The organism is Enterococcus sp. DIV0840, assembly GCF_050527835.1.
Classification (GTDB): Bacteria; Bacillota; Bacilli; order Lactobacillales; family Enterococcaceae; genus Enterococcus_L; species Enterococcus_L ureasiticus.
Genome location: NZ_CP172876.1, coordinates 1,958,044 through 1,979,286, shown reverse-complemented (window position 1 = coordinate 1,979,286; position 21,243 = coordinate 1,958,044). Strand labels below are relative to the sequence as shown.

Genomic DNA, 21,243 nt, shown 5'->3' with positions numbered 1-21,243 from the left:
AAGAAGTGCCAGTTGATGATCATACGGTTTCTTTGTGTCATATTTGGTAAATATGATGAAGATGAAGGAGCAGAATTAAATGATTATTATTAAAGGGAACAATCCAAGAAAAATTGAAAAAGTTTGGGAATTAGTAAAAAAAGATCACACAGGGAAGAAAGTTGCAATTGTTGGGTATCATGGAGAAATTCCACATAATTTTATTCGAGCAAAACAAATGCCTACTTATGAAACAATGACAAAACACAATACACTTGATGATTTAACACGTTTTTTAAAAGAGACAAAGGATCGATTTGAAGCAGTCATTCTTTATATTGATTGTGAATCTCATTTGATAGAGTCAATAAAGGAAGCAACGAAGTCTTATAAAGAGCAGTTCATCCTAACGGTTTATGATGAAAAGGTATATGAGCAAGTGATTGATGGAGAATAAAGGTGGTAATGGTATGAACGAAAATACAGAACGATTATTGGGACTTATCCAACAGTTTCAAACAGAAGATCTTTCATTAGACGATGCGATAGAGCTTCGTCGATTATCAGCGGAATTTGCAAATGAATGCGGGGAAGCTGTTGAACAGAAGATGGATCAGTTCTACAAAAAGTGAGTAAGCACAGTAATGGCAACAATCGGGAGGGCTAGGAGAAATCTGTCCTTCCTTTTTTATTCTCCACATTTTCTTTTTACTTATAATTAGTAAGCAAAAAAGTTGTAGTTATTAATAAAAGGTATATAATAACACTATAAAGGTCAGAGATGGTCAATAGAAACTAGACTTTCTACTAAACCTTTAAACAAAATAGGAGGTTTGTAAAATGGCAAAACAACATTATGACAGAAGTAAACCACATGTAAATATCGGCACAATCGGACATGTCGATCACGGAAAAACAACATTGACCGCTGCGATCACAACAGTATTAGGGAAAAAAGGCCTAGCAAACCCGCAAGACTATGCTAGTATTGATGCAGCACCAGAAGAACGTGAACGTGGAATTACAATCAATACATCACATGTAGAATATGAAACCGAAGCACGTCACTATGCTCATATCGATGCACCAGGACACGCAGATTATGTTAAAAACATGATCACAGGTGCAGCACAAATGGATGGCGCGATCTTAGTAGTATCAGCAACAGACGGACCTATGCCGCAAACGAGAGAACACATCTTATTGTCTCGTCAAGTAGGCGTTAAATATTTGATTGTTTTTCTTAATAAAATAGACTTAGTGGATGATGAAGAATTGATCGATCTTGTTGAAATGGAAGTTCGTGAATTGTTAAATGAATATAATTTCCCAGGAGACACTACTCCAATCATTAAAGGTTCTGCTTTAAAAGCATTACAAGGTGATCCTGCCGCTGAAGCTGCAATCTTGGAATTAATGGATACGGTGGATGAGTATATCCCTACACCGGAAAGGGATACAGATAAACCATTGTTATTACCAGTCGAAGATGTTTTTTCAATCACTGGACGTGGTACAGTTGCATCTGGTCGTATCGATCGTGGGAAAGTAAGCGTTGGTGATGAAATCGAGATTGTCGGTATTAAACCTGATACACAAAAAGCTGTGGTAACAGGAATTGAAATGTTCCGTAAAACGTTAGACTATGGTGAAGCAGGAGATAATGTCGGTGTTCTTTTAAGAGGGATTACTCGTGATGAAATTGAACGTGGACAAGTCATCGCAAAACCGGGTTCAATCACACCCCATACAAAATTTATCGCCGAAGTTTATGTATTAACAAAAGAAGAAGGTGGACGACACACACCATTTTTCACAAATTATCGCCCACAATTTTATTTCCGAACAACGGATGTAACAGGAGTAGTAGAATTACCCGAAGGCATTGAAATGGTGATGCCGGGAGACAATGTAACAATCGATGTTGAATTGATTCACCCAATTGCAGTGGAACAAGGAACAACATTCTCTATTCGTGAAGGTGGACGGACTGTTGGGTCTGGAATCGTTACTGAAATAGAAAAATAGCCAAAAAAAGAATCTTTGATGATCTTAATCAGAGATTCTTTTTTATTTCGCCGATAGTAAAATTAAGCTAGACAACTAAATAAGTCATTTGTGCTACACTCAAAATAGTTCCGACCAAAGAATTATAAGGAGTGAAGACAAATGACCTATACTCATCTTACATCAAATGAACTCGTGATGATAGAAGCTTATTTCAATATGAGCCAACCTGTTACGATGGTTTCTAAGACTTTAAATCGTTCTAGACAGACAATCTACAATGTTTACAACTTCCTAAAACAAGGAAAATCTATCTGTGACTATTACCAACAATATAAAGAAAATAAAACGCGTTGTGGTCGACAACCCATTAGTTTGCCTACAGAACAGCATGATTACCTTCAAACTATGGTGGCTCAAGGGTGGACACCTGATGTGATTATTGGTCGAGCTGAGTTTCCTATTTCATGCTCTGTTAGAACACTTTATCGTCAGTTTAAAGCAAATCAATTTGATTGCTCAAAACTACCAATGAAAGGGAAACGAAAGCCCAACGGGCATAAAGAACGTCGCGGAAAGCAAGCATTTAAACGCAATATTTCAGAACGATCCACTGACTACCCTGATTTCCAACAGGAATTTGGGCATTTAGAAGGGGACACAATTGTTGGCGTTTATCATAAAAGTGCCATCATCACTCTAGTTGAACGCCTTTCAAAAGTGATTATTACATTAAAACCAAATGGTCGGAAAGCATTGGATATTGAAAAAGCGACAACTGATTGGCTACAAAAGATTCCCAGAAATTTGTTCAAATCCGTGACCTTTGATTGTGGAAAAGAATTTTCAAATTGGAAAAACATGAGTAATGTCAATGATATTTCTATCTATTTTGCAGACCCTGGAACCCCCTCACAACGCGGATTAAATGAGCATTCGAATGGGTTATTACGTAAAGATGGGCTGCCTAAAACAATGGATTTTAATCAAGTTGACCAAGCTTTTGTTGCGGCTGTCGCCTCTAAAAGAAATCACATACCAAGGAAATCTTTAAATTATCGAACACCATTAGAAGTATTTTTGAGTTACATAAATGAAAGACAATTGTCTAGCTTAATTTGACAAATCAAATTTCGAAAATATACTCTACGATAATTTATCTATGCTATAATTTGAAAAAAAGAGTGGAAGGTAGGAAAGATGAGCTGTACTGTTTTAAGAGTGGATGCTTTTACACAAATTTTTGGTCAAGGAAATCCAGCAGGTGTTGTGTTGGATGGCGATCGATATACTTCAGAAGAAATGCAAGAAATTGCCAAGATAGTAGGTTTTAATGAAACTGTTTTTGTTTGTAAAAGCGATACAGCAGCAGTTAAATTAAGGTATTTTACACCTGGTCATGAAACGCCACTTTGCGGACATGCTACCATTGGGGCCATATTTGCTTTGTTTAATGGAAAAGGAAATCGCCAACTAGAAATTGAAACCGATGTAGGTATTCTACCAATTACATATGAAGATAAGACACAAAGAATCACCATGAAACAAGCGGAGCCAAAGTTTATCGAATTTAAAGGGGACAAGTCAGCTCTTTGTCAAAGTCTGGGAATCCAAATGGAAGACCTCCATCAAAACTTGCCAATCCAATATGGCAATACAGGATCGTGGACATTGCTCATACCAGTGGTCACTCCGGCGGTTCTAGATAAAATGAAGCCAAATCCAGAGGTTTTTCCAGATATTTTAAAAGAGATACCTAGATCATCCATACATCCTTTTGCGCTTATATCTGAAAAAGATGGGACTTTTATAGCACGGCACTTTTCTTCTCCGCTTTCTGGAACGACAGAAGACTCAGTCACAGGGACAGCTTCAGGAGTAATGGGTGCTTATTCGTTAAATCATATTTACACGCTGGATGAGGATAAAAAAATCACTGTTTCTCAAGGGCAGCATGTTCAAAGTGAAGGAACAGTTTTCGTTCATGTTATAAGAGATATCAAAGGATCAAATCAGGTCAATATTTCAGGAACTGCATGTTATAATGGCGAATTTGAAATAATGACAAAATAAAAGGAGAGCTGAAGTGATTCAAGCTCTCCTTTTATTGGCTTATCGTTGATATCTATTTCTAAGAATTCGACGAACTCCGTGCATTTTCTTTTGTTTTTCAATTGGGGCGTTATCTATGATCAATAATGCAATCATCACATAAGCTATAAAACTATTTCTGGAGTATAAGGTGTACCTAGATACCCATTCAGCAGCATATTTATCTTTGTAATCACGTAGTCCTTGGAAGGAGTAGAAACGTGAACCAAATTCGTAGACTAGATAAGCAATTCGTTCTTGAATGAAACTTTTTTTAGATGTTCCAACATTTGATAATGGGGCCATACCAAGATTAAAGTAAGTAAAACCTTCATCGTTCATATAGTTGAATAATGAAATAAACAAGTAATCCATGACACCAGAAGGGGCTTCTTTACTGTATCTCATTAAGTCGATCGTTCCTTCTTCTTTAGTGTAGGTCGGAATAATATTTGCAAAAGCGACAATTCGATCCTCTTGATTTTTTGCAACAGCTATTTTTCCTCGTTGCAAATAACTTTCAGAAAAGAATCCTAACGAAAACCCTTTTTCCTTTCGACTGCCTAACCATTCATCAGAAACTTGTTTCAGCTCCTGCATTAAATCTTTAGAAAAAGGGGGCTGAAGCACTTCAAATCGGTAATTTTCTTTTGTAAAACGATTCATAACCGCTCGTTCACTTTTCATTTTCTTTCCAGATAAGGTGAAATTAGGCAAGTCTACATGTGCTTCTTCGCCCATTTTGATAAAATCATACCCAAATTCATGCAAAAACATCACGATTTCTTCAGAAGCTTCATAGAAAACGGGAAGATAACCCCAGCGGTCTGCTTCATTAATGAACTGCTCCATAGCGACAGAAAAGTCTTCTTTTTTTCCAGAAGGATCCCCCATGACGATACACTTATTATTCAATGTTTTAAATTGCAACAATACAGTATCTTCATCTTCTTGATTTGTGTAGATGTACATGTCTTTATCGTTAAGAAAAATCAGCTGGCTATCTGTATTTCCGCCATAAGTATTTAAAAGGTTAAGAGCACGATCTTCGTCTAATGGAGTGCCCATTTTGTAACGTTCGCCTTCAAGATAGCGGATAAATAAATAACTAAACAGTGTTACCAATAAAATGCCAATCAACCCAGAAAACCAAATTTTCTCCGATGGAAAGAAAAAGAACGAAATAAAATGATGTTTATGGTGAGGAAAAGTTGGTAAATTATAAACGCCGATCACAATATATAAAATAGTTAATGCAAGAAAAATAATACCGTCGATGGTGATCATTTCCCAAGAGTAGACTAATTGTTCTCTGAATAGTTCTCTTTTTGAGAAAACGATAATTATCAGTAGAAGGCCAAGGAAAATAATGACTCCCCAGCTGAAATCTTTGACAAATGTATAAACCAAGGTTATCAGAATCAGACCAATCGTTGGCAAATAGGCACGTTTGACTCTAGCAGCAATGCCTCGTCCCATAATCAGTAATAAAAATCCTAATAATATAGCAGGAAGTTGCGTGATAATATGAAACGAAAGCGGGTTTAATTTTTTTAACCAGTCAAATTGGCTAAATGCTTCTGGAATTGTAGCAGAAAGAACGATCATGATCCCAGAAAAATACATGAGAAAAACAACAAATTTATGGGCCAATTCTGTTGATAATTCTCTTGGAATACCAGAATAACGTGTATTTAGACTATTGCTTAGGTTTTTGATAAAGAAGATTGCACCGATGATAAAAGGTACAATGTAATAAAATAGACGATAAAGCAAGATCCAAGCCACTACAACTTCTCGATTTATCCCTATAGCAGATAAACCGATGATCATCATGATATCAAAACTACCCAATTCACCTGGAATCATAGAGACGATCCCAATCACCGAAGCGGCTATGAAAAGAGGGATGACTTGCACTGGGTTCATCTTAACGCCCATAAACATACCAATTAGTAAAAAGCTGCCTAAAACGCCAGTCCATTCTAAGAATGAAGTTAAAATAAGTCCAACACGTGTTGAATTATCGATATCTCCGATATATTCATCTTTTTTGATCCAACTTGTGATTAAAACGACAGGGAAGTACAAGCCACCACCTATCAACCAAATCCAATACTGTTGTAAGTAATCATTTGTATTGCCAAACATAACTAGGAAAAAGGCGATAAGACTATAGATAGACAAACCAGACATGAGAAAAATCAGAATTTTGGAAAGCGCTCGAACAACCATTTTGCCATCTTTTTCTTTCCCATAGAACTCTGAGCGTAATCCAATACTGACTAAACCACCAAATCCAGCAATATTATTGATCGTATTGATCATCCAACTACTTTCTATGAGAAACGATTTTTTTGGTTTTTGTTTCAAAATTTTGTTGAGAATCACATCATAGCCAATCATTGGAAAGACAGCAATTAGTCCAATCAAAAACATCAAACCGATTTTCCAAATAGCAAGATCTTGAAAAATATCTGCGAGCTGTTCGAAAGAAATTGTTTTACCAATAGACAGTAATTCTCGAAAAACAATGATTACAACTGAAAATATAAAGATGGTTTTAAAGTAACTAAGATGATCTTTGATCCATTGAAGCATTTTTTTCATTTTAATAGCACCTACTTTTCTTCTAAGAATGTTAAAATTTCTCGATTGAATGTTTCAGGGTCTTTTTTCGCAAAAGAATGTCCTTGATTTGGAACTAAAATAAATGATGCATTTGGGATTTCTTTTGCCAGATAGATTGAATGAACTCGTTTGATAATATCATATTTACCGACGATAACTAAGGTTTTAGCGGATAGCTTTTGTAAATCTGATTCAGAAACACCAATATCATACATCATTAAACGAACAGTGAGTAGGTGTCTCTTAGCTTTTTTATTAAATAAGCTAAGAAATTTCAGAAATACATATTGTAATGCAGTAACTATTCTTATAGGCAAACTGACACCTTTTACTACGGTATTTCCAGCATTCAATACTAAACGATGAAGTTTCTCAGGATATTTTTTAGCAAAAACCATTGCCAAATTTGCGCCGTCACTAAAGCCGATAATATTTGCTTTGGCAATATGTTCTTGTTCCATGATCAAGTAAAGGTCTGCCGCCATCTGATCAAAAGTAAGTGTATTACTAGTATTCGTTGAACGAGCATGTCCGCGGCTATCGACAGTGAAAACAGTGAAGTAGTGGCTAAATTCAGGCACTTGTTTTTCAAAATATTTTCCACTTCCGCCATTTCCATGAAGAAGAAATAAAGGGAATCCCTTACCAGATATTTCATAATAAATCAAACTATTGTCTGGTGTTAAAAGCACTTTTTTTTGTTTTTCCATATCGTTACCACCTATCTACCATAGTATATCGGTTTTTGCTTAGATTTCAAACCGAAACGGGCAAAGAGAATTTCAAATTTTTATTAAAGAATATTAAAGAATCAGCCTTTTTTTAGATTTTTTTTGAATAATAAAGTATGATGAAATCTACTCATAAAAAGTTTGGATGATAAGATGGGCAAATTGATGAAACTCATAAAAAGAATATTACTATTGTTATTGTTGTTACTGATTATTAGTTTGGGCTATTTCGGGTTTAAGATTCGCCAAAATGTTCAGCAAGTGACGACATACGAAGCTGAGGTAGAACAAGCAGTAAAAGAGAACAATATTCCAGAATACAAAAATTTAGTTTTAGCAATTATTTATACTGAATCAAAAGGCCGTACAGAAGATTTGATGCAAAGTAGTGAAAGTGCATATGGCGAGCGGCAAATGATCGGTACGACTAAAGAAAGCATCGATATAGGAGTGGCGTTCTTAGCACAATCGATCACTCAAGCGAATGAAGCAGGCTGTGATATTTGGACCGCTGTTCAAGCATATAATTTTGGCTTAGATTATATTCAATTTGTAAAAGAACGTGGCGGAAAAAATTCGATTCGTCTAGCAGAAGAATACTCAAAAGAAGTTTTATCCCCTTTACTAGGAAATACGGACCAAAAAATGTATCGTTATTATCGGCCACAGGCACTTGTTTATAATGGTGGATTTCTATACAGTAATGGTGGGAATATGTTTTATGCCGATTTAGTTAAGATGAACGAGCAGTTTATTAAATGGTTAAAATGATGTTCATTTGAATAGGAGACGAAAGCAGCTAATACCAATTAGAGAATTTTTTTCTAATCAGCATTAGCTGTTTTTTTATTACATTATCGATATTTTTTTTTTCGACTTTCTTTGGCCAATCGCTCATTTCCACGTTTAAAATTCCCCGTAATTCGAGCAAGTAAATACTGCTCTTCTTCTTTCGATGCTTCATAAAGATCTGCCAATAAACTACTGGCATCAAATCCTTTAAGAATCATCACCTGTTTTTTATTGTAGTAAATAAAAAGTTTGTTGTCTTTGCCTTCTCTCCAAGTGAAAACCTTGTTGATTACTAAATCTTTTAATCCCACACTTGATTCCTCCTCAACTATTTATTTGCGGCTATTTAATACTTCTTCCAAAAATAATTTATGTGCACAGGCACTTTTAGTTTGTTGGAAATGATTTAACAAGTCAATTGCACTATTGGCTACAGAAAGCCCATTTTCATAGTCAGCAAACTTAATTTCCCAAATGCCTTTAAGAAAATTAAGTTTATTCATTTCGTAAAAATATTCAGAATTACCTACAAGATTAGAAGCTTCATCAATGAATAGTTTTGATAAATTTTGTTCATTTTTATCCAAAAAAAAGATAATTAGATTTAAATACATTAAAACTCCTTCATAATGAGTTTTAATATTTTTTTTAAAATGAGGAAGTTTAGATAAAAACTTTTTTGAAAACAAGAAAACTTGATCCTCAGTAAAGGCAAATATTGCGTTATTAAATAAAAAAACATCGTAATGATACCAATGATCTTGTTTGATTATATAAGACCAAATCATTTTACCATATTTACTAACTTCGCTATTTTGATTGTTCATTTTAGCATAATGAATACGAATTAGACATTCATTCATTTTTGCGGAACTTAATTTAGTATCATTATACAACATTCTTTCTTGTGATAGCAGCTGAGCTAAACCGCGCTTATTGGATGTCAAGATGCAATCTCTTAAAGAGATCAAAAAATTGTTTTGATGACCAATTTCACCATTGTGTATTTGAAAAAATTCTTCAAAATTGATATTGAGTTTTTTTAGTAACTTCTCAAATTGTCATATCGGTCAAGGATGTGATCATGAAAAAAGAACGTCTAGGTGCTGTTAAAGAAGAAACTGTTGCATTATTATGGCACAAATGGAAAATAGTTAGAATATTTTTGAACAAGCTAGCATTTTTATGTTACAAAACGAAAATATCAGCATGGATAGAAAAATTGAAAAATAAATTATCTTAAAATAAGAGTTTTAAGATAATTTATTGGGGTGTTATGATCGGCCGAAAATTAAGAATCTAATTCGAAGTATTTCCTTAGATGCAATTTAGGCTATATACAGGAATTGTTTATAGTGTATTTGATAAAATAGATGGAGTGATTGAAAATGAAAAATATTACTGTTTTAGGTTTAGGTTATGTAGGACTAGCGAATACGTTTTTATTAGGACAGAGCGACAAAGTAAAAGCTTATGATATATTACCAGAAAAAGTTGATCAGTTGAATCTAGGAATTTCTCCAATTGATGATATGGAAATCAAACGATTTCTAAATGACAAACAAGTGAATATTCAGTTTACTTCTAATTTCAATGATGCTTTGATAGATGCTGATTATTGCATTATTTCAACACCAACAGATTATGATGAAAAAACAAATTATTTTAATACCTCTTCAGTTGAAGAGGCTGTTATAAAAGGTCTGGAAATTAATAAAAATGTAGTATTTATTATTAAATCAACAATTCCAGTTGGTTATACTGAAAAATTGAAAGCAAAACTCTCTACACAAAATATAATATTTTCTCCAGAATTTCTGCGTGAAGGAAAAGCATTAGAGGATAACTTAAGTCCTTCCCGTATTGTAATAGGTGAAAAATCTAAACGTGGCAAAGAAATATCAGAGTTGTTTTTGAAAAATACGAGAAATAAGAATGTCCAAACATTATTGACTGGTTCAACAGAGGCCGAAGCAATCAAACTTTTCTCTAATACATATCTTGCTCTACGTATTGCTTATTTTAATGAGCTAGATACATTTGCTGAAATTAAAGAGTTGGATACACAACAAATCATTGAGGGGATTTCTTGTGATCACAGAATTGGAAATTACTATAATAATCCTTCGTTTGGATATGGAGGTTATTGCTTACCTAAGGATACAAAACAACTATCGGCCAATTATAGTCAAATCCCCAATAACTTGATAACAGCTATAGTATCAGCTAATAAAACACGAAAGCAGTTTATTGTAAAACAAATACTAAAAAAAAACCAGAAGTAGTGGGGATCTACAGATTAATAATGAAAATGAATTCGGATAATGTTCGATGTTCTTCAATCCAAGATATAATACAACAACTAAAAGCAAATGGGATAAAAATCATTATTTACGAGCCAAGCATTGACAGTGATTCTTTTTTTGGAATACAAATCGAAAATGAACTATCAACATTTAAAGATCTCTCAACACTCATTGTAGCAAATCGGTTTGAAGAAAAGCTAAGTGATGTTTCTGGAAAGGTATACACACGAGATATTTATAGAAGAGATTGACCGTTTTTTTCTATAAATATACATAAATTTAATCTTATACGAGATAGCTTACTTGCAAGATAAATCTTATACTAAACCATCTTTTATTCAGAATATTTTTTAGTAACAGAAATTCTTAAGGATTTTCTTGAAGTTCTTTCTATTAACAAGTAAACTAAAGAGGATGTATTTTTAACAAGGAGAAAGTAGGGAACCAAATCCATGACAAATAAGTTTGACCTAAAACAAGGATTGACTCAATTAGAGGTAGAAGAACGAAAGCAGCAAGGATTACAAAATGACTATGAGGAAAATGTCGCTAAATCCACGAAGGATATTATTTATGATAACGTAATGACATTGTTTAACTTTTTAAACTTTGGAATCGCGCTTTGTCTGTTTTTTGTTGGAGCGTATTCCAACTTAGCATTTTTAGCGATTATCTTAGTGAATATGGGGATGGGAATCTATCAAGAAATCCATGCGAGAAACTTAGTTCAGAAATTATCGATCGTAGCCAAAGAAAGCGTTCATGTTATTCGTGACGGTAAAGAGGTAGAAATCGATACAAAAGAGTTAGTGATAGATGATATAGTTGTGATTTCTGCTGGAGAACAAGTCCCTTCTGATATGGAAGTATTAGATGGAAAAGCAGAAGCCAATGAAGCACTGTTGACCGGTGAATCAGATTTGATCGAGAAAATTGAAGGAGATGTTTTATTATCTGGTAGTTTTCTAGCAAGTGGTCAAGTTTACGGAAAAGTAATTCATGTTGGGGCGGATAATTATGCGGTGAAGATCACTGCAGAAGCCAAAGTCCACAAACCAATTCAATCTGAATTGGTCAATTCAATCCGAAAAGTCTCTAAATTCACAAGTTTAGTGATTATTCCTTTGGGGATCATTTTATTTATAGAAGGTTTTATGATTCGTGACTCTGGTATCGAAGCGTCAGTAGTTGCATCGGCAGCAGCTTTACTTGGAATGTTGCCAAAAGGTTTGGTTCTTTTGATCAGTATCACGCTAACGACAGGCGTTGTAAAATTAGCCAAAAAACGTATTCTTGTTCAAGATATGTATTCAATAGAAACATTAGCACATGTTGATACGCTTTGTCTGGACAAGACTGGAACAATCACTGAAGGGAAAATGAAGGTTCAAAAAGTTGAAGTTTTACATGCAAGCTATCATGAGAATTTCCCGCAAATCATCGGTAGTTATCTAGCTGAAAGTACAGATAATAATATTACGATGCAAGCAATTCGTGATCACTTTGAACTTTCCAACCGTTTTGGCGCTGTTAAGACGTTACCGTTTTCTTCTGAGAGAAAATGGGGAGCGATTGAGTTTAAAGAATTGGGAACCGTTTATCTTGGGGCGCCTGAAAAATTAGTCTCAGCTGATCGTTTACCAAAAGAAGTGATCGAAGCGCAAGAGAATGGTTACCGTGTGTTGATGCTTGGAATTGCAAAAAAAACGCCATTAGATGAGGAGAATATGCCTTATCTAGAACCATTAGCTGTATTAGAAATCGATGATCCAATTCGTCAAAATGCCAATGAAACATTAGCGTACTTACGAGAAGAAGGGATCGATTTAAAAGTTATTTCTGGAGATAACCCAGTCACCGTTTCTAATATTGCTCGTCGTGCCGGATTATTTGGCTATGAGTCCTATATTGACATGTCAACAATGGAAACAGAAGAAGACGTGCGTAAAGCGGTCCATAACTATACGGTCTTTGGCCGTGTGACACCTCAGCAAAAACGGACGATCGTTCGCGAATTAAAAGATAATGATCATGTTGTCGCAATGACAGGTGATGGTGTTAATGATGTTTTAGCTTTAAGAGAAGCTGACTGCAGTATTGCGATGGCAGAAGGTGACGGAGCAACTAGACAAATTTCTAATTTAGTATTATTGGATTCAGATTTCACAACATTACCTGATGTATTATTTGAAGGTAGACGAGTTGTTAATAATGTAACGAAAGTTGCGAGTGTTTTCTTTATAAAAACTATTTATTCATTTATTTTGTCAATGATTTGCGTGTTTACAACAATTGCCTTTCCTTTCATCCCGATTCAAATCACATTGATCGATTTAGCAATTGAAGGATATCCAGCGTTCTTCTTGTCATTTGAAAGTGATAAACGAAAAGTACGAGGTAAATTTTTACCGACAGCATTGAGAAATGCATCTGTTAATGCGATTCTAGTGGTATTAAATATCGTTGGGGTTTATTTAATGGGACAAAGCCAAGGGTTTACGCAAATGGAGACAACAACCTTGATGTATTACTTATTGATCGGTATCAGTTGTATGGCGGTCGTTCGTGCGTGTTTACCATTTAACCCATTAAGAATTTTCCTAGCTGTTACAACTGTTGGCGGTATTTATGTAGCGGCAATGCTATTCCATAGTATTTTAGAAGTAGGATTTTTAAATCAGCAGACATTACCGATTTTTGCAGTAATGATGCTTATTAATATCATTGTTCGAATCATGATCGGTCTTTTCCAAATGAAACGAGCAGGTAAAACAATCAAAGATCTTTAAAATGGAGTAAAAAAGGTGTGAAAAATAGGGAGGGGTATTTATGAGCGGAGAATATCAAATGCGCAAGACTATCGGAAAATGTTTTCGGTCTCAAACAGATAATTTTAATGGTGTTATTCGAATTTACGGCAGCCCATACATGTATCGTGTAATAAACGGCATCCCTGAAAAGGGGGCGATGTTGGAAGTCGTGGATTTTTCCAGTACCGAATTATTTGTAACTGTAAACAACTATTTATTCGAAAGTGATGTGAATTATATTGATAATCCTTAATATTCTAATTTTTATTATTGTTCTTGTTTTAGTTCTGGTTCTTATTTCAAAAATGGTGATCATCGTCCAGCAAGGAGAAGTGAAAATCGTTGAAAGTTTTGGTAAATATGTTAAAACGATCGATCCTGGACTTCATTTCCTAATTCCAGTACTTTACAAGGTCAGAGGTAAAGTGTCTTTAAAACAAACGCCTTTGGAAATCGAATCACAAAGTGTAATTACGCGGGATAATGTAATCGTAGAGGTTGATGAAGCAATCAAATATCATGTGACGGATGTTCGTGCATTTGTTTATGATAATGAAGACTCTGTCACGTCTATGATTCAAGATTGCCAGTCAAACCTACGTGGAATTATCGGGAAAATGGATTTGAATGAAGTACTGAATGGAACAGAAGAAATTAACGTAAGCTTATTTGAAAGTGTAAAAGATATTACAGCGGGGTACGGATTATCGATTGACCGTATCAATATCGGTGAGATTTCTGTATCAGATGAAATCGTAAACTCAATGAATAAATTGATCACTGCGAGTCGAGACAAAGAGTCGACCATCACGATTTCAGAGGGTAGAAAACAATCGATCATTTTAGATTCTGAAGCGAATGCATCACAAATGCAAATAGACGCTGAAGCAAGAGCGAAACAAACGAAAATCGATGCAGAGGCCAGAGCAGAACGAACAAAAATCGATGCTGATGCCGAAGCGGAAAGAATCCGTATAACTACAGAAGCAGAGAGACAACGTATTTTAGCTTTGAATAAAGCAATCAAAGAAAGTGATTTAAATGAACAAGCCTTGGCTTATTTAGGAATAGAAGCATTTAAACAAGTTGTCAGAAGCGATACAAATACAGTTATCCTACCAAGCAACATGACTGAATTAGGTAATATTCCAGTAGTTAAAGAGTTATGGAATGCACAAGATACAAAAGATTAATCAGAAATTGGTTGGAGAGTAATCCAAACAACTGACGAAAAAAACAGATGCTCGTTATCTGTTTTTTTCGTTTTCTTAAGATTATTTAGCTTACCATAATTATTTTATGTAAACACATCTTGATAAAACCTAATGTTTATGAAAATAAAGGTGCAATTTACTTGAAAATTATGTTTAGTATGATACAATGAAACATGTGTAATTGTGTCTTTTGAAAGTCGCGCTGAAGATTTCAGTGCTTTTTTACTGACTATCACATAAATTAGCTTTTGGCTATTTTTTGGAGGTGAGAACAGTGGCACAAAGAATTCCTCAAGAGGTCATCGAGGAAGTAAGACAACGTACGAATATCGTTGATGTCGTTGGACAATATGTTCAATTGAAAAAATCCGGCAAGAATTATATGGGTTTATGTCCGTTTCATGAAGAACGTTCCCCTTCATTTTCAGTAGCAGAAGACAAACAAATCTTTCATTGTTTTGGCTGCGGAAAAGGTGGAACTGTTTTTAATTTTCTGCAGGAAATAGAAGGAATCAATTTTCCAGAGTCAGTACGAAGAGTTGCCGAGTTAGAGCAAATACCCGTTAATATCGAATGGGCTAATACAATGGAGTCTGACTCATCGGAAAACTTACAGAATCGAAAACTGATCGAACTGCATAAGAAGGCAGCGGATCTATACCATCATGTTTTGATGAATACGCAAATCGGTGAACCAGCGTTGAATTATTTATTAGAACGCGGGTTAACAAAAGAACTCATCGAAACATTTAAAATCGGATTTGCTCCTCAAAAACGTGATTTTTTAAGTCAAGTATTCCAAAATGAAGAAGTAGCTGAACAGTTATCAAAAGAGTCTGGATTGTTTATTCAACGAGACAATGGTGAGTTTTTGGATCGTTTTTACCAACGCGTCATGTTTCCGATTAATGACGATCGTGGTAATGTGATTGCTTTTTCAGGAAGATTACTTAAAACAGAAGATTTTCCGGGTGATGATATGCCTAAGTACTTAAATAGTCCGGAAACAGTCTTGTTTAATAAAAGAGATACATTATTTAACTTCGATAAAGCGCGTAAAGAGATCCGCAAAGAGAATACTGTGTTTTTATTTGAAGGATTTATGGATGTTATTGCAGCCTGGCAAGCAGGAATCACTAGTGGTGTTGCTTCTATGGGAACGAGTTTGACTAATGAGCAAATTCGTAAACTTGAACGAGTAGCGAAAGAACTTGTGGTTTGTTACGATGGTGATACAGCTGGAGTAGAAGCGACAAACCGTGCTATTTCATTATTGAGTGAGCACAGTCGTTTTCAATTAAGTATCGTCAGCATCCCAGAAAAATTGGATCCAGATGAGTATTTAAGAAAGTATGGCAACGAATCATTTCGTGAGCTAGCGCTACATGGTCGAGAGACTGTCTTTAGTTTTAAGATGCAGTACCATCGTTTGACTAGAAATATGAATAACGAAAAAGAACAACTGGATTATGTGAATGATTTGCTGCAAGAATTGATATTGGTGCAATCACCATTAGAGCGAGATCGCTATTTAAATCAATTAGCGCAAGAATTTCAGCTATCCTTTCATTCTTTAGAAGAACAGTTAAAACAGCTAGAAACACAACAACGTTCTACTAAGAGAAGGGAGCGACAGCAACAAGCAACACCGCCGCATCAATCTTACGAGATTGATGACATGCTTGAACCGCCAGAAATGTTTGAAGAGGCTGTTGCTACTACGTCAGTTCAAAATAAACTGCCGTTAACACAAGTAGAAAAAGCAGAACGCACATTGTTGTATCGTCTGATGAATGAACAAAGCGTCAGAAATCAACTGATCCAGCTACCGGAATTTAGTTTTGCTCATGACCAATTCCAAGAACTTTACTTGTTATTAGATAGTTATATGAGTGTTCATTCTGAGTTCTTACTTGCTGATTTTATTGATTATCTAAAAGAAGAAACAATCAAGAAATTAGCAATCGACATTTCTTTACAGACGATTTCAGAAGAAAGTTCTGATCGTGAAATTGCAGATGTCATAAGAGTGATCGGAAATTCCAGCTTGGAAGATCAGATCAAGGAAAAACAACTGCAGAAAAAAGAGGCAGAGCGTCTTGGAAACAAGCAGCTTGTGGATGAACTTTCAATCGAAGTTATAAGCTTAGTAAAACAACTGCAAAAAAGTCGTACAGCGTCCTAAGAATATTTTAAGATGATGTATTTGACTATTATTTATATATTTAACCGAATGGAAAAATGAAGGGGGCCTTCTTTCATGGAAAAAGAAACAGAAAAAAAATATGCAGCTGCATTGGCAGCCTTTATCAAAGAAAACAAGCCTAAAGGCAATGTTTTTTATGATGATCTAACAAACAAATTAGCAACACCGTTTACATTGAATGCCGATGAAATGGAAAAGTTGATCCAAAAAGTTGAAGATGCTGGAATCAGTGTCGTTGATGAAAATGGCGATCCAAGTGAACATAGTCTTAAAAAAGACGCAAAAGTTGCTGAAAAAGCCCAAATGGAAGATTTATCTGCCCCGACTGGTGTTAAAATCAATGACCCTGTCCGTATGTATTTAAAAGAAATCGGACGTGTTCAGTTATTAACTGCAGCAGAAGAAGTAGAATTAGCCCTAAAAATCGAAGAAGGCGATCAAGAAGCAAAACAACGTTTAGCAGAAGCTAACTTGCGTTTAGTTGTTTCGATTGCAAAACGCTATGTAGGACGCGGCATGCAATTCCTTGATTTGATTCAAGAAGGAAATATGGGTCTAATGAAAGCTGTTGAGAAATTCGACTATCGTAAAGGATTTAAATTTTCAACTTATGCCACTTGGTGGATTCGTCAAGCAATCACTCGTGCGATCGCAGACCAAGCTAGAACAATTCGGATTCCTGTGCATATGGTTGAAACAATCAATAAATTGATCCGTATTCAACGTCAATTGCTGCAAGATTTAGGTCGGGAACCAACTCCTGAGGAAATCGGTGCAGAAATGGACTTGCCAACTGAAAAAGTTCGCGAAATCTTGAAAATTGCGCAAGAGCCAGTTTCATTGGAAACACCTATTGGTGAAGAAGATGATTCTCATCTTGGGGACTTTATTGAAGACCAAGATGCAACAAGCCCTGCTGAGCATGCAGCATATGAGTTGTTGAAAGAACAGTTAGAAGATGTACTTGATACCTTAACTGACCGTGAAGAAAATGTTTTACGTTTGCGTTTTGGGTTAGATGATGGACGTACGAGAACATTAGAAGAAGTGGGGAAAGTATTTGGTGTAACCCGCGAACGGATTCGTCAAATTGAAGCCAAAGCACTACGCAAATTACGCCATCCTTCTCGTTCTAAACAACTAAAAGATTTCCTAGAATAAGAAGTTTTTCTTAAAAAATTTGAACAGCTCTTTTCGATTTCTTTCGGAAAGGGCTGTTTTTAACAATCGTAACAAAAAAGTTAGATAGTACATATTGGAAGAAACGCGATTTTATGGTAGATTAGATTTACGAATGTGTAGAATGTGAGGCGGAATGAATGACGAAACAATGTCCGAATTGCGGAACTGAAATAGACAACCAAGAAAAAGTCTGTCCCGAATGCGGTTATTCCTTTACAGAGAATCAGACAAAAGAAAAAATAGTACCAGAGAATGATGGCTCTAATGATAAAACAGAGGATACTTCTAATTTTTTAAATAAAGAGCAAAATGAAAATATCGAGTGGTCCGAATTAAAAGATATGAGCATCGGCCACGTAATGACGATGTTTAATGAACAACAACCAGAAGAAAAAACAACTGAATCATCTGTTGATCCTAAAGAAGAAAAAGGCGAAGGAACTGAAAAAAAGGCAATTTCTTTAGATGAAAAGTCAGACGAAATTACGGATACAGCTGCTTTGGATCAGTATATCAATGAACATAAAAATGATAATCCGATTGAGGAAGTATCAGCTGAAAAAGGTGTAGCGGTAGAAACTGATAAAACTCCAGAAAAAGACGATCAACCTGTAAAATCTGATGAAGAATCAGAATCAAACAATAAAGGACAAGATGAAGTGAAATCAAACGAATCCGATAAAAAAACAACAGAAAATACAGACAAAGAGACAGATCAAGTAAATAAGAAGACACCAAAAGAAGAAATTACAAAATTTACAAAAACAGAAGATAAAGTGGCAGAAACGAAAGCCATTGGTCCTAAAGCTTTGCCTATTAATACATCAGAAATTCCTTCAAAAAGTAAAAAACCTGAAGAAATCGAAATGGATGCGGCTCCTATTTTCTTTAAAGATGCAGAAGAAGCTAAATCAGCTAAAGATCAATTTGAAAAGCCGACAGACGAAGTATCTGCACCAAAAGAAACAAAAAAAGAGTCATCAAACACACCATCAACTAAAAACTATAAAAAAATGTCGATTATTTTAGCGGCAGTCGTTGTACTTGCAGGAGGCTCATGGTTTGCTTATAGTCAGACACAAAAGAAATCGGCAACTAGTGGTCAGGTAACACAAAAACAAGAAAAACTAGCTACTCAGACCGAAAAGGAATTAAATAGCTATTTTACAGATGATAAACAACTATTTCTTAAACCAGAAATGGTGAGTGTTAGTTCGAAGACTATCAAAGAAAATTTAGACACACTAAAAGAAGATTCCAGTTATAAAAATCTAGAGTCTCTTTATAAAAAAGTCACGGATAAACAGGCTGCAATTACAAAAGTAAACGAATTATTTGCACAACCAATCATTGATGGAAGTAAATTAAAAGACGTAGCAATCAAAGCGGACAAAAAAGTCGACCTTGCTAAACGTGAAGAAAAAGATGATTTTGATAAATTACTTAATCAAGCCACAGATCAAGCTGTGAACCAGTATGACCAATTACAAAAAGCCAAAGCGGCAGTGGATGTTTTTTATAAAGATAATGAATTGACAGATGCTTTGACAAGAGAAAACTACACTGCAGCAAAAACAGAAGTGGATAAAGTAAAAAGTGATGTGTTACGCAAACCACTGAATGACGCATTAGTTAAAGCGGATAAATCATTGACGGATACCGAAGCGGCAATAGCTTCGCAGCAGCAAGCTATTGTAGATCAAACGCCAACCCAAACAACTCAAACACCTGCTACTGATTACCAAGGAAATAATACACAAACAACGAATGGCGTACAGCCAGATTCAAATACTTTTTCAGCACCGAATGCTCAGGGTGTTTACACAGATCCAGTATACTCAGTCAATCCAACTGATGTTAGTGATATGAGTAATCCTGCATGGAGTTGGGCACCTGGTATTCAAGAAAAAGTGATTGCAACCTGTATTGAGCGCGGCTATATTAAAGCTGGCGGTTATTCTTTACAACCAGCAAGAATCATCAACGGTGAAGGGTATTATAATTTATACGGATCAGACAACCAGTATTTAGTAACAATCAATGCAAAAACGGGTTGGTTCAAAGGAAATGCATCAAGAAATGCAGGAAGATAAAGAAAATCTTTCTGAAAATGAGGGTGGGTCTGAGACATAACTCTTCGAGTTATATCTCAGACCCTTTAAATCCGAATAAATGCTTTTGTCCCAACCTCGTTTTTCTTTCGCGTCAAATAAAAAATCAATGACGATTGATTTCAGTACAAGGAGAACGGTATGGAAAAAAAAGAATATCTAACGTTTAGAGAAGGGGTAAACGCATGTGTCCCAACAATTTTAGGTTACTTGGGAATCGGTATTGCTGCAGGAGTAGTTGGTAAAAATGTTGGACTATCACTTGCTGAGATCGCGTTGATGTCGATTTTGGTTTATGCTGGTGGTGCACAATTCATTATTTGCGGTATGTTGGCGATCCAGTCACCGATTTCAGCAATTATTTTCACTACATTTTTAGTCAATTTACGCCATTTTTTGATGAGTATGTCGGTGGCTTCGTATTTTAAGAAAGAACCACTGATCACAAGTATCGGGATCGGAACTCTGTTAACGGATGAATCATATGGTGTACTTATGACAGCCCTAACGAATGATCATCGAGTTAGTTCTGCGTGGACTCATGGGTTGAATATCACGGCCTATTTAACTTGGATCCTTTCAACGGTTTTAGGCGGTTTATTGGGTACCTGGATTCCAGATCCGTATCTATTAGGGCTAGATTTTGCTTTGGTCGCAATGTTTGCAGGATTATTTATTTTACAAGTAGATGGGCCGATAAAAAAACATACAAAAGAGACCTTGATCGTTTTGGGCACAGTTTGCTTGGCTTTGTATTTATTTATGGGTTTTTTTTCGCCGGAACTTTCCGTTTTATTCGCTACACTTTTAGGCTGTACAGTTGGGGTGGTGAATCATCATGAGTAGCAATTATGTTTTATTGACGATTTTAGGATGTTCCATCGTCACTTGGATTCCACGGATTTTTCCCTTTTTGATTTCGAAGCGGGTAGATTTTCCAGAATGGTTTCTTCGATTTCTATCTTATGTTCCAATTTGTATCTTGACGGCGCTCTTATTTCAGAGTATTTTAGAAGTTCAGGCAACAGGCTTTCCTAAAGTAAAAACGTTAGAAGCGTTAAGCTGTATTCCTACTTTACTTGTTGCTATTCGGACAAAAGATTTAATGAAAACAGTTGTAGTAGGAATCATTACGATTGCAGTATTACGTATTTTTTTAGGCTGAGTGCCAGAAGGAGAAAAT

The 21,243-nt window shown here is 35.4% G+C and carries 19 protein-coding genes and 1 pseudogene; 16 read left to right on the top strand and 4 right to left on the bottom strand.

The features are described from left to right. The first annotated feature begins 79 nt into the window (after positions 1 to 79). The 5 genes from IGL98_RS09440 to IGL98_RS09420 all read left to right on the top strand — a co-directional run bounded on the left by IGL98_RS09440 (position 80) and on the right by IGL98_RS09420 (position 4,059). A complete protein-coding gene (locus IGL98_RS09440) occupies positions 80 to 436 on the top strand; it encodes a hypothetical protein (RefSeq protein ID WP_206842539.1) in 357 nt (118 codons plus the stop codon). After that, positions 426 to 611: a hypothetical protein gene (locus IGL98_RS09435; RefSeq protein ID WP_206911645.1), complete on the top strand. Its 186-nt coding sequence runs from the start codon at positions 426 to 428 to the stop codon at positions 609 to 611. The genes IGL98_RS09440 and IGL98_RS09435 overlap by 11 nt, the downstream gene beginning before the upstream one ends. Before the next feature lie 208 nt (positions 612 to 819). Next, entirely contained in the window at positions 820 to 2,007 is a 1,188-nt protein-coding gene (tuf, locus tag IGL98_RS09430) for an elongation factor Tu (RefSeq protein WP_206842538.1), read from the top strand. 141 nt (positions 2,008 to 2,148) lie between these two features. Continuing rightward, the gene (locus IGL98_RS09425; RefSeq protein WP_206912045.1) at positions 2,149 to 3,108 is read left to right on the top strand and encodes an IS30 family transposase; all 960 of its coding nucleotides are present in this window, start codon (positions 2,149 to 2,151) and stop codon (positions 3,106 to 3,108) included. Positions 3,109 to 3,186: 78 nt separating this feature from the next. Then, positions 3,187 to 4,059 carry a PhzF family phenazine biosynthesis protein gene (locus IGL98_RS09420; protein ID WP_206842537.1) on the top strand — a complete coding sequence of 291 codons (873 nt, stop codon included), beginning with the start codon at positions 3,187 to 3,189 and terminating at the stop codon, positions 4,057 to 4,059. Between the two features lie 39 nt (positions 4,060 to 4,098). Here IGL98_RS09420 and mprF read toward each other — a convergent pair whose 3' ends face one another. Continuing rightward, positions 4,099 to 6,687 carry a bifunctional lysylphosphatidylglycerol flippase/synthetase MprF gene (mprF, locus tag IGL98_RS09415; RefSeq protein ID WP_206912548.1) on the bottom strand — a complete coding sequence of 863 codons (2,589 nt, stop codon included), beginning with the start codon at positions 6,685 to 6,687 and terminating at the stop codon, positions 4,099 to 4,101. 11 nt (positions 6,688 to 6,698) lie between these two features. Continuing rightward, positions 6,699 to 7,418 carry an alpha/beta fold hydrolase gene (locus IGL98_RS09410; RefSeq protein ID WP_206912550.1) on the bottom strand — a complete coding sequence of 240 codons (720 nt, stop codon included), beginning with the start codon at positions 7,416 to 7,418 and terminating at the stop codon, positions 6,699 to 6,701. Between the two features lie 174 nt (positions 7,419 to 7,592). Between IGL98_RS09410 and IGL98_RS09405 the strand changes: the two genes are divergently transcribed. After that, positions 7,593 to 8,210, top strand: coding sequence for a lysozyme family protein (locus tag IGL98_RS09405; protein WP_206842534.1), 618 nt, complete (start codon positions 7,593 to 7,595; stop codon positions 8,208 to 8,210). Between the two features lie 83 nt (positions 8,211 to 8,293). Here IGL98_RS09405 and IGL98_RS09400 read toward each other — a convergent pair whose 3' ends face one another. After that, positions 8,294 to 8,542 (bottom strand): hypothetical protein, encoded by a 249-nt coding sequence (locus IGL98_RS09400; protein ID WP_206842533.1) that lies wholly within the window; start codon positions 8,540 to 8,542, stop codon positions 8,294 to 8,296. Positions 8,543 to 8,563: 21 nt separating this feature from the next. Continuing rightward, positions 8,564 to 9,223, bottom strand: coding sequence for a hypothetical protein (locus IGL98_RS09395; RefSeq protein WP_340689534.1), 660 nt, complete (start codon positions 9,221 to 9,223; stop codon positions 8,564 to 8,566). A gap of 92 nt (positions 9,224 to 9,315) precedes the next feature. On the opposite strand from IGL98_RS09395, the gene IGL98_RS09390 reads away from it, so the two are divergent. The 10 genes and pseudogenes from IGL98_RS09390 (at position 9,316) to IGL98_RS09345 (ending at position 21,225) form a co-directional block, all read left to right on the top strand. Continuing rightward, complete coding sequence (locus IGL98_RS09390) at positions 9,316 to 9,474, top strand: hypothetical protein (protein WP_206842530.1); 159 nt, start codon at positions 9,316 to 9,318, stop codon at positions 9,472 to 9,474. Positions 9,475 to 9,619: 145 nt separating this feature from the next. After that, positions 9,620 to 10,788: pseudogene (locus tag IGL98_RS09385) on the top strand (nucleotide sugar dehydrogenase). 201 nt (positions 10,789 to 10,989) lie between these two features. Continuing rightward, a complete protein-coding gene (locus tag IGL98_RS09380; RefSeq protein ID WP_206842529.1) occupies positions 10,990 to 13,326 on the top strand; it encodes a cation-translocating P-type ATPase in 2,337 nt (778 codons plus the stop codon). A gap of 40 nt (positions 13,327 to 13,366) precedes the next feature. Then, a complete protein-coding gene (locus IGL98_RS09375) occupies positions 13,367 to 13,600 on the top strand; it encodes a hypothetical protein (protein ID WP_084013189.1) in 234 nt (77 codons plus the stop codon). 52 nt (positions 13,601 to 13,652) lie between these two features. Then, positions 13,653 to 14,540 (top strand): SPFH domain-containing protein, encoded by an 888-nt coding sequence (locus IGL98_RS09370; protein ID WP_420809819.1) that lies wholly within the window; start codon positions 13,653 to 13,655, stop codon positions 14,538 to 14,540. Positions 14,541 to 14,835: 295 nt separating this feature from the next. Continuing rightward, positions 14,836 to 16,746, top strand: coding sequence for a DNA primase (gene dnaG / locus IGL98_RS09365; RefSeq protein WP_206842527.1), 1,911 nt, complete (start codon positions 14,836 to 14,838; stop codon positions 16,744 to 16,746). A 75-nt stretch (positions 16,747 to 16,821) separates the two neighbouring features. Continuing rightward, a complete protein-coding gene (gene rpoD, locus IGL98_RS09360; RefSeq protein WP_069644758.1) occupies positions 16,822 to 17,928 on the top strand; it encodes an RNA polymerase sigma factor RpoD in 1,107 nt (368 codons plus the stop codon). A gap of 158 nt (positions 17,929 to 18,086) precedes the next feature. Next, entirely contained in the window at positions 18,087 to 20,042 is a 1,956-nt protein-coding gene (locus IGL98_RS09355) for a cell division site-positioning protein MapZ family protein (protein ID WP_206912552.1), read from the top strand. Positions 20,043 to 20,201: 159 nt separating this feature from the next. Then, positions 20,202 to 20,906 (top strand): AzlC family ABC transporter permease, encoded by a 705-nt coding sequence (locus tag IGL98_RS09350; RefSeq protein ID WP_206842525.1) that lies wholly within the window; start codon positions 20,202 to 20,204, stop codon positions 20,904 to 20,906. Continuing rightward, positions 20,899 to 21,225 (top strand): AzlD domain-containing protein, encoded by a 327-nt coding sequence (locus tag IGL98_RS09345; RefSeq protein WP_206912554.1) that lies wholly within the window; start codon positions 20,899 to 20,901, stop codon positions 21,223 to 21,225. Before IGL98_RS09350 ends, IGL98_RS09345 begins: the two co-directional genes overlap by 8 nt. Positions 21,226 to 21,243 lie beyond the last annotated feature (18 nt).

Excerpts from the sequence above, each read along its gene's own strand:
- IGL98_RS09440 (WP_206842539.1), top strand. The coding sequence starts at position 80 with ATGATTATTATTAAAGGGAACAATCCAAGAAAAATTGAAAAAGTTTGG.
- IGL98_RS09435 (WP_206911645.1), top strand. The coding sequence starts at position 426 with ATGGAGAATAAAGGTGGTAATGGTATGAACGAAAATACAGAACGATTA.
- tuf (WP_206842538.1), top strand. The coding sequence starts at position 820 with ATGGCAAAACAACATTATGACAGAAGTAAACCACATGTAAATATCGGC.
- IGL98_RS09425 (WP_206912045.1), top strand. The coding sequence starts at position 2,149 with ATGACCTATACTCATCTTACATCAAATGAACTCGTGATGATAGAAGCT.
- IGL98_RS09420 (WP_206842537.1), top strand. The coding sequence starts at position 3,187 with ATGAGCTGTACTGTTTTAAGAGTGGATGCTTTTACACAAATTTTTGGT.
- mprF (WP_206912548.1), bottom strand. The coding sequence starts at position 6,687 with ATGAAAAAAATGCTTCAATGGATCAAAGATCATCTTAGTTACTTTAAA.
- IGL98_RS09410 (WP_206912550.1), bottom strand. The coding sequence starts at position 7,418 with ATGGAAAAACAAAAAAAAGTGCTTTTAACACCAGACAATAGTTTGATT.
- IGL98_RS09405 (WP_206842534.1), top strand. The coding sequence starts at position 7,593 with ATGGGCAAATTGATGAAACTCATAAAAAGAATATTACTATTGTTATTG.
- IGL98_RS09390 (WP_206842530.1), top strand. The coding sequence starts at position 9,316 with ATGAAAAAAGAACGTCTAGGTGCTGTTAAAGAAGAAACTGTTGCATTA.
- IGL98_RS09380 (WP_206842529.1), top strand. The coding sequence starts at position 10,990 with ATGACAAATAAGTTTGACCTAAAACAAGGATTGACTCAATTAGAGGTA.
- IGL98_RS09375 (WP_084013189.1), top strand. The coding sequence starts at position 13,367 with ATGAGCGGAGAATATCAAATGCGCAAGACTATCGGAAAATGTTTTCGG.
- IGL98_RS09370 (WP_420809819.1), top strand. The coding sequence starts at position 13,653 with ATGGTGATCATCGTCCAGCAAGGAGAAGTGAAAATCGTTGAAAGTTTT.
- rpoD (WP_069644758.1), top strand. The coding sequence starts at position 16,822 with ATGGAAAAAGAAACAGAAAAAAAATATGCAGCTGCATTGGCAGCCTTT.
- IGL98_RS09355 (WP_206912552.1), top strand. The coding sequence starts at position 18,087 with ATGACGAAACAATGTCCGAATTGCGGAACTGAAATAGACAACCAAGAA.
- IGL98_RS09350 (WP_206842525.1), top strand. The coding sequence starts at position 20,202 with ATGGAAAAAAAAGAATATCTAACGTTTAGAGAAGGGGTAAACGCATGT.
- IGL98_RS09345 (WP_206912554.1), top strand. The coding sequence starts at position 20,899 with ATGAGTAGCAATTATGTTTTATTGACGATTTTAGGATGTTCCATCGTC.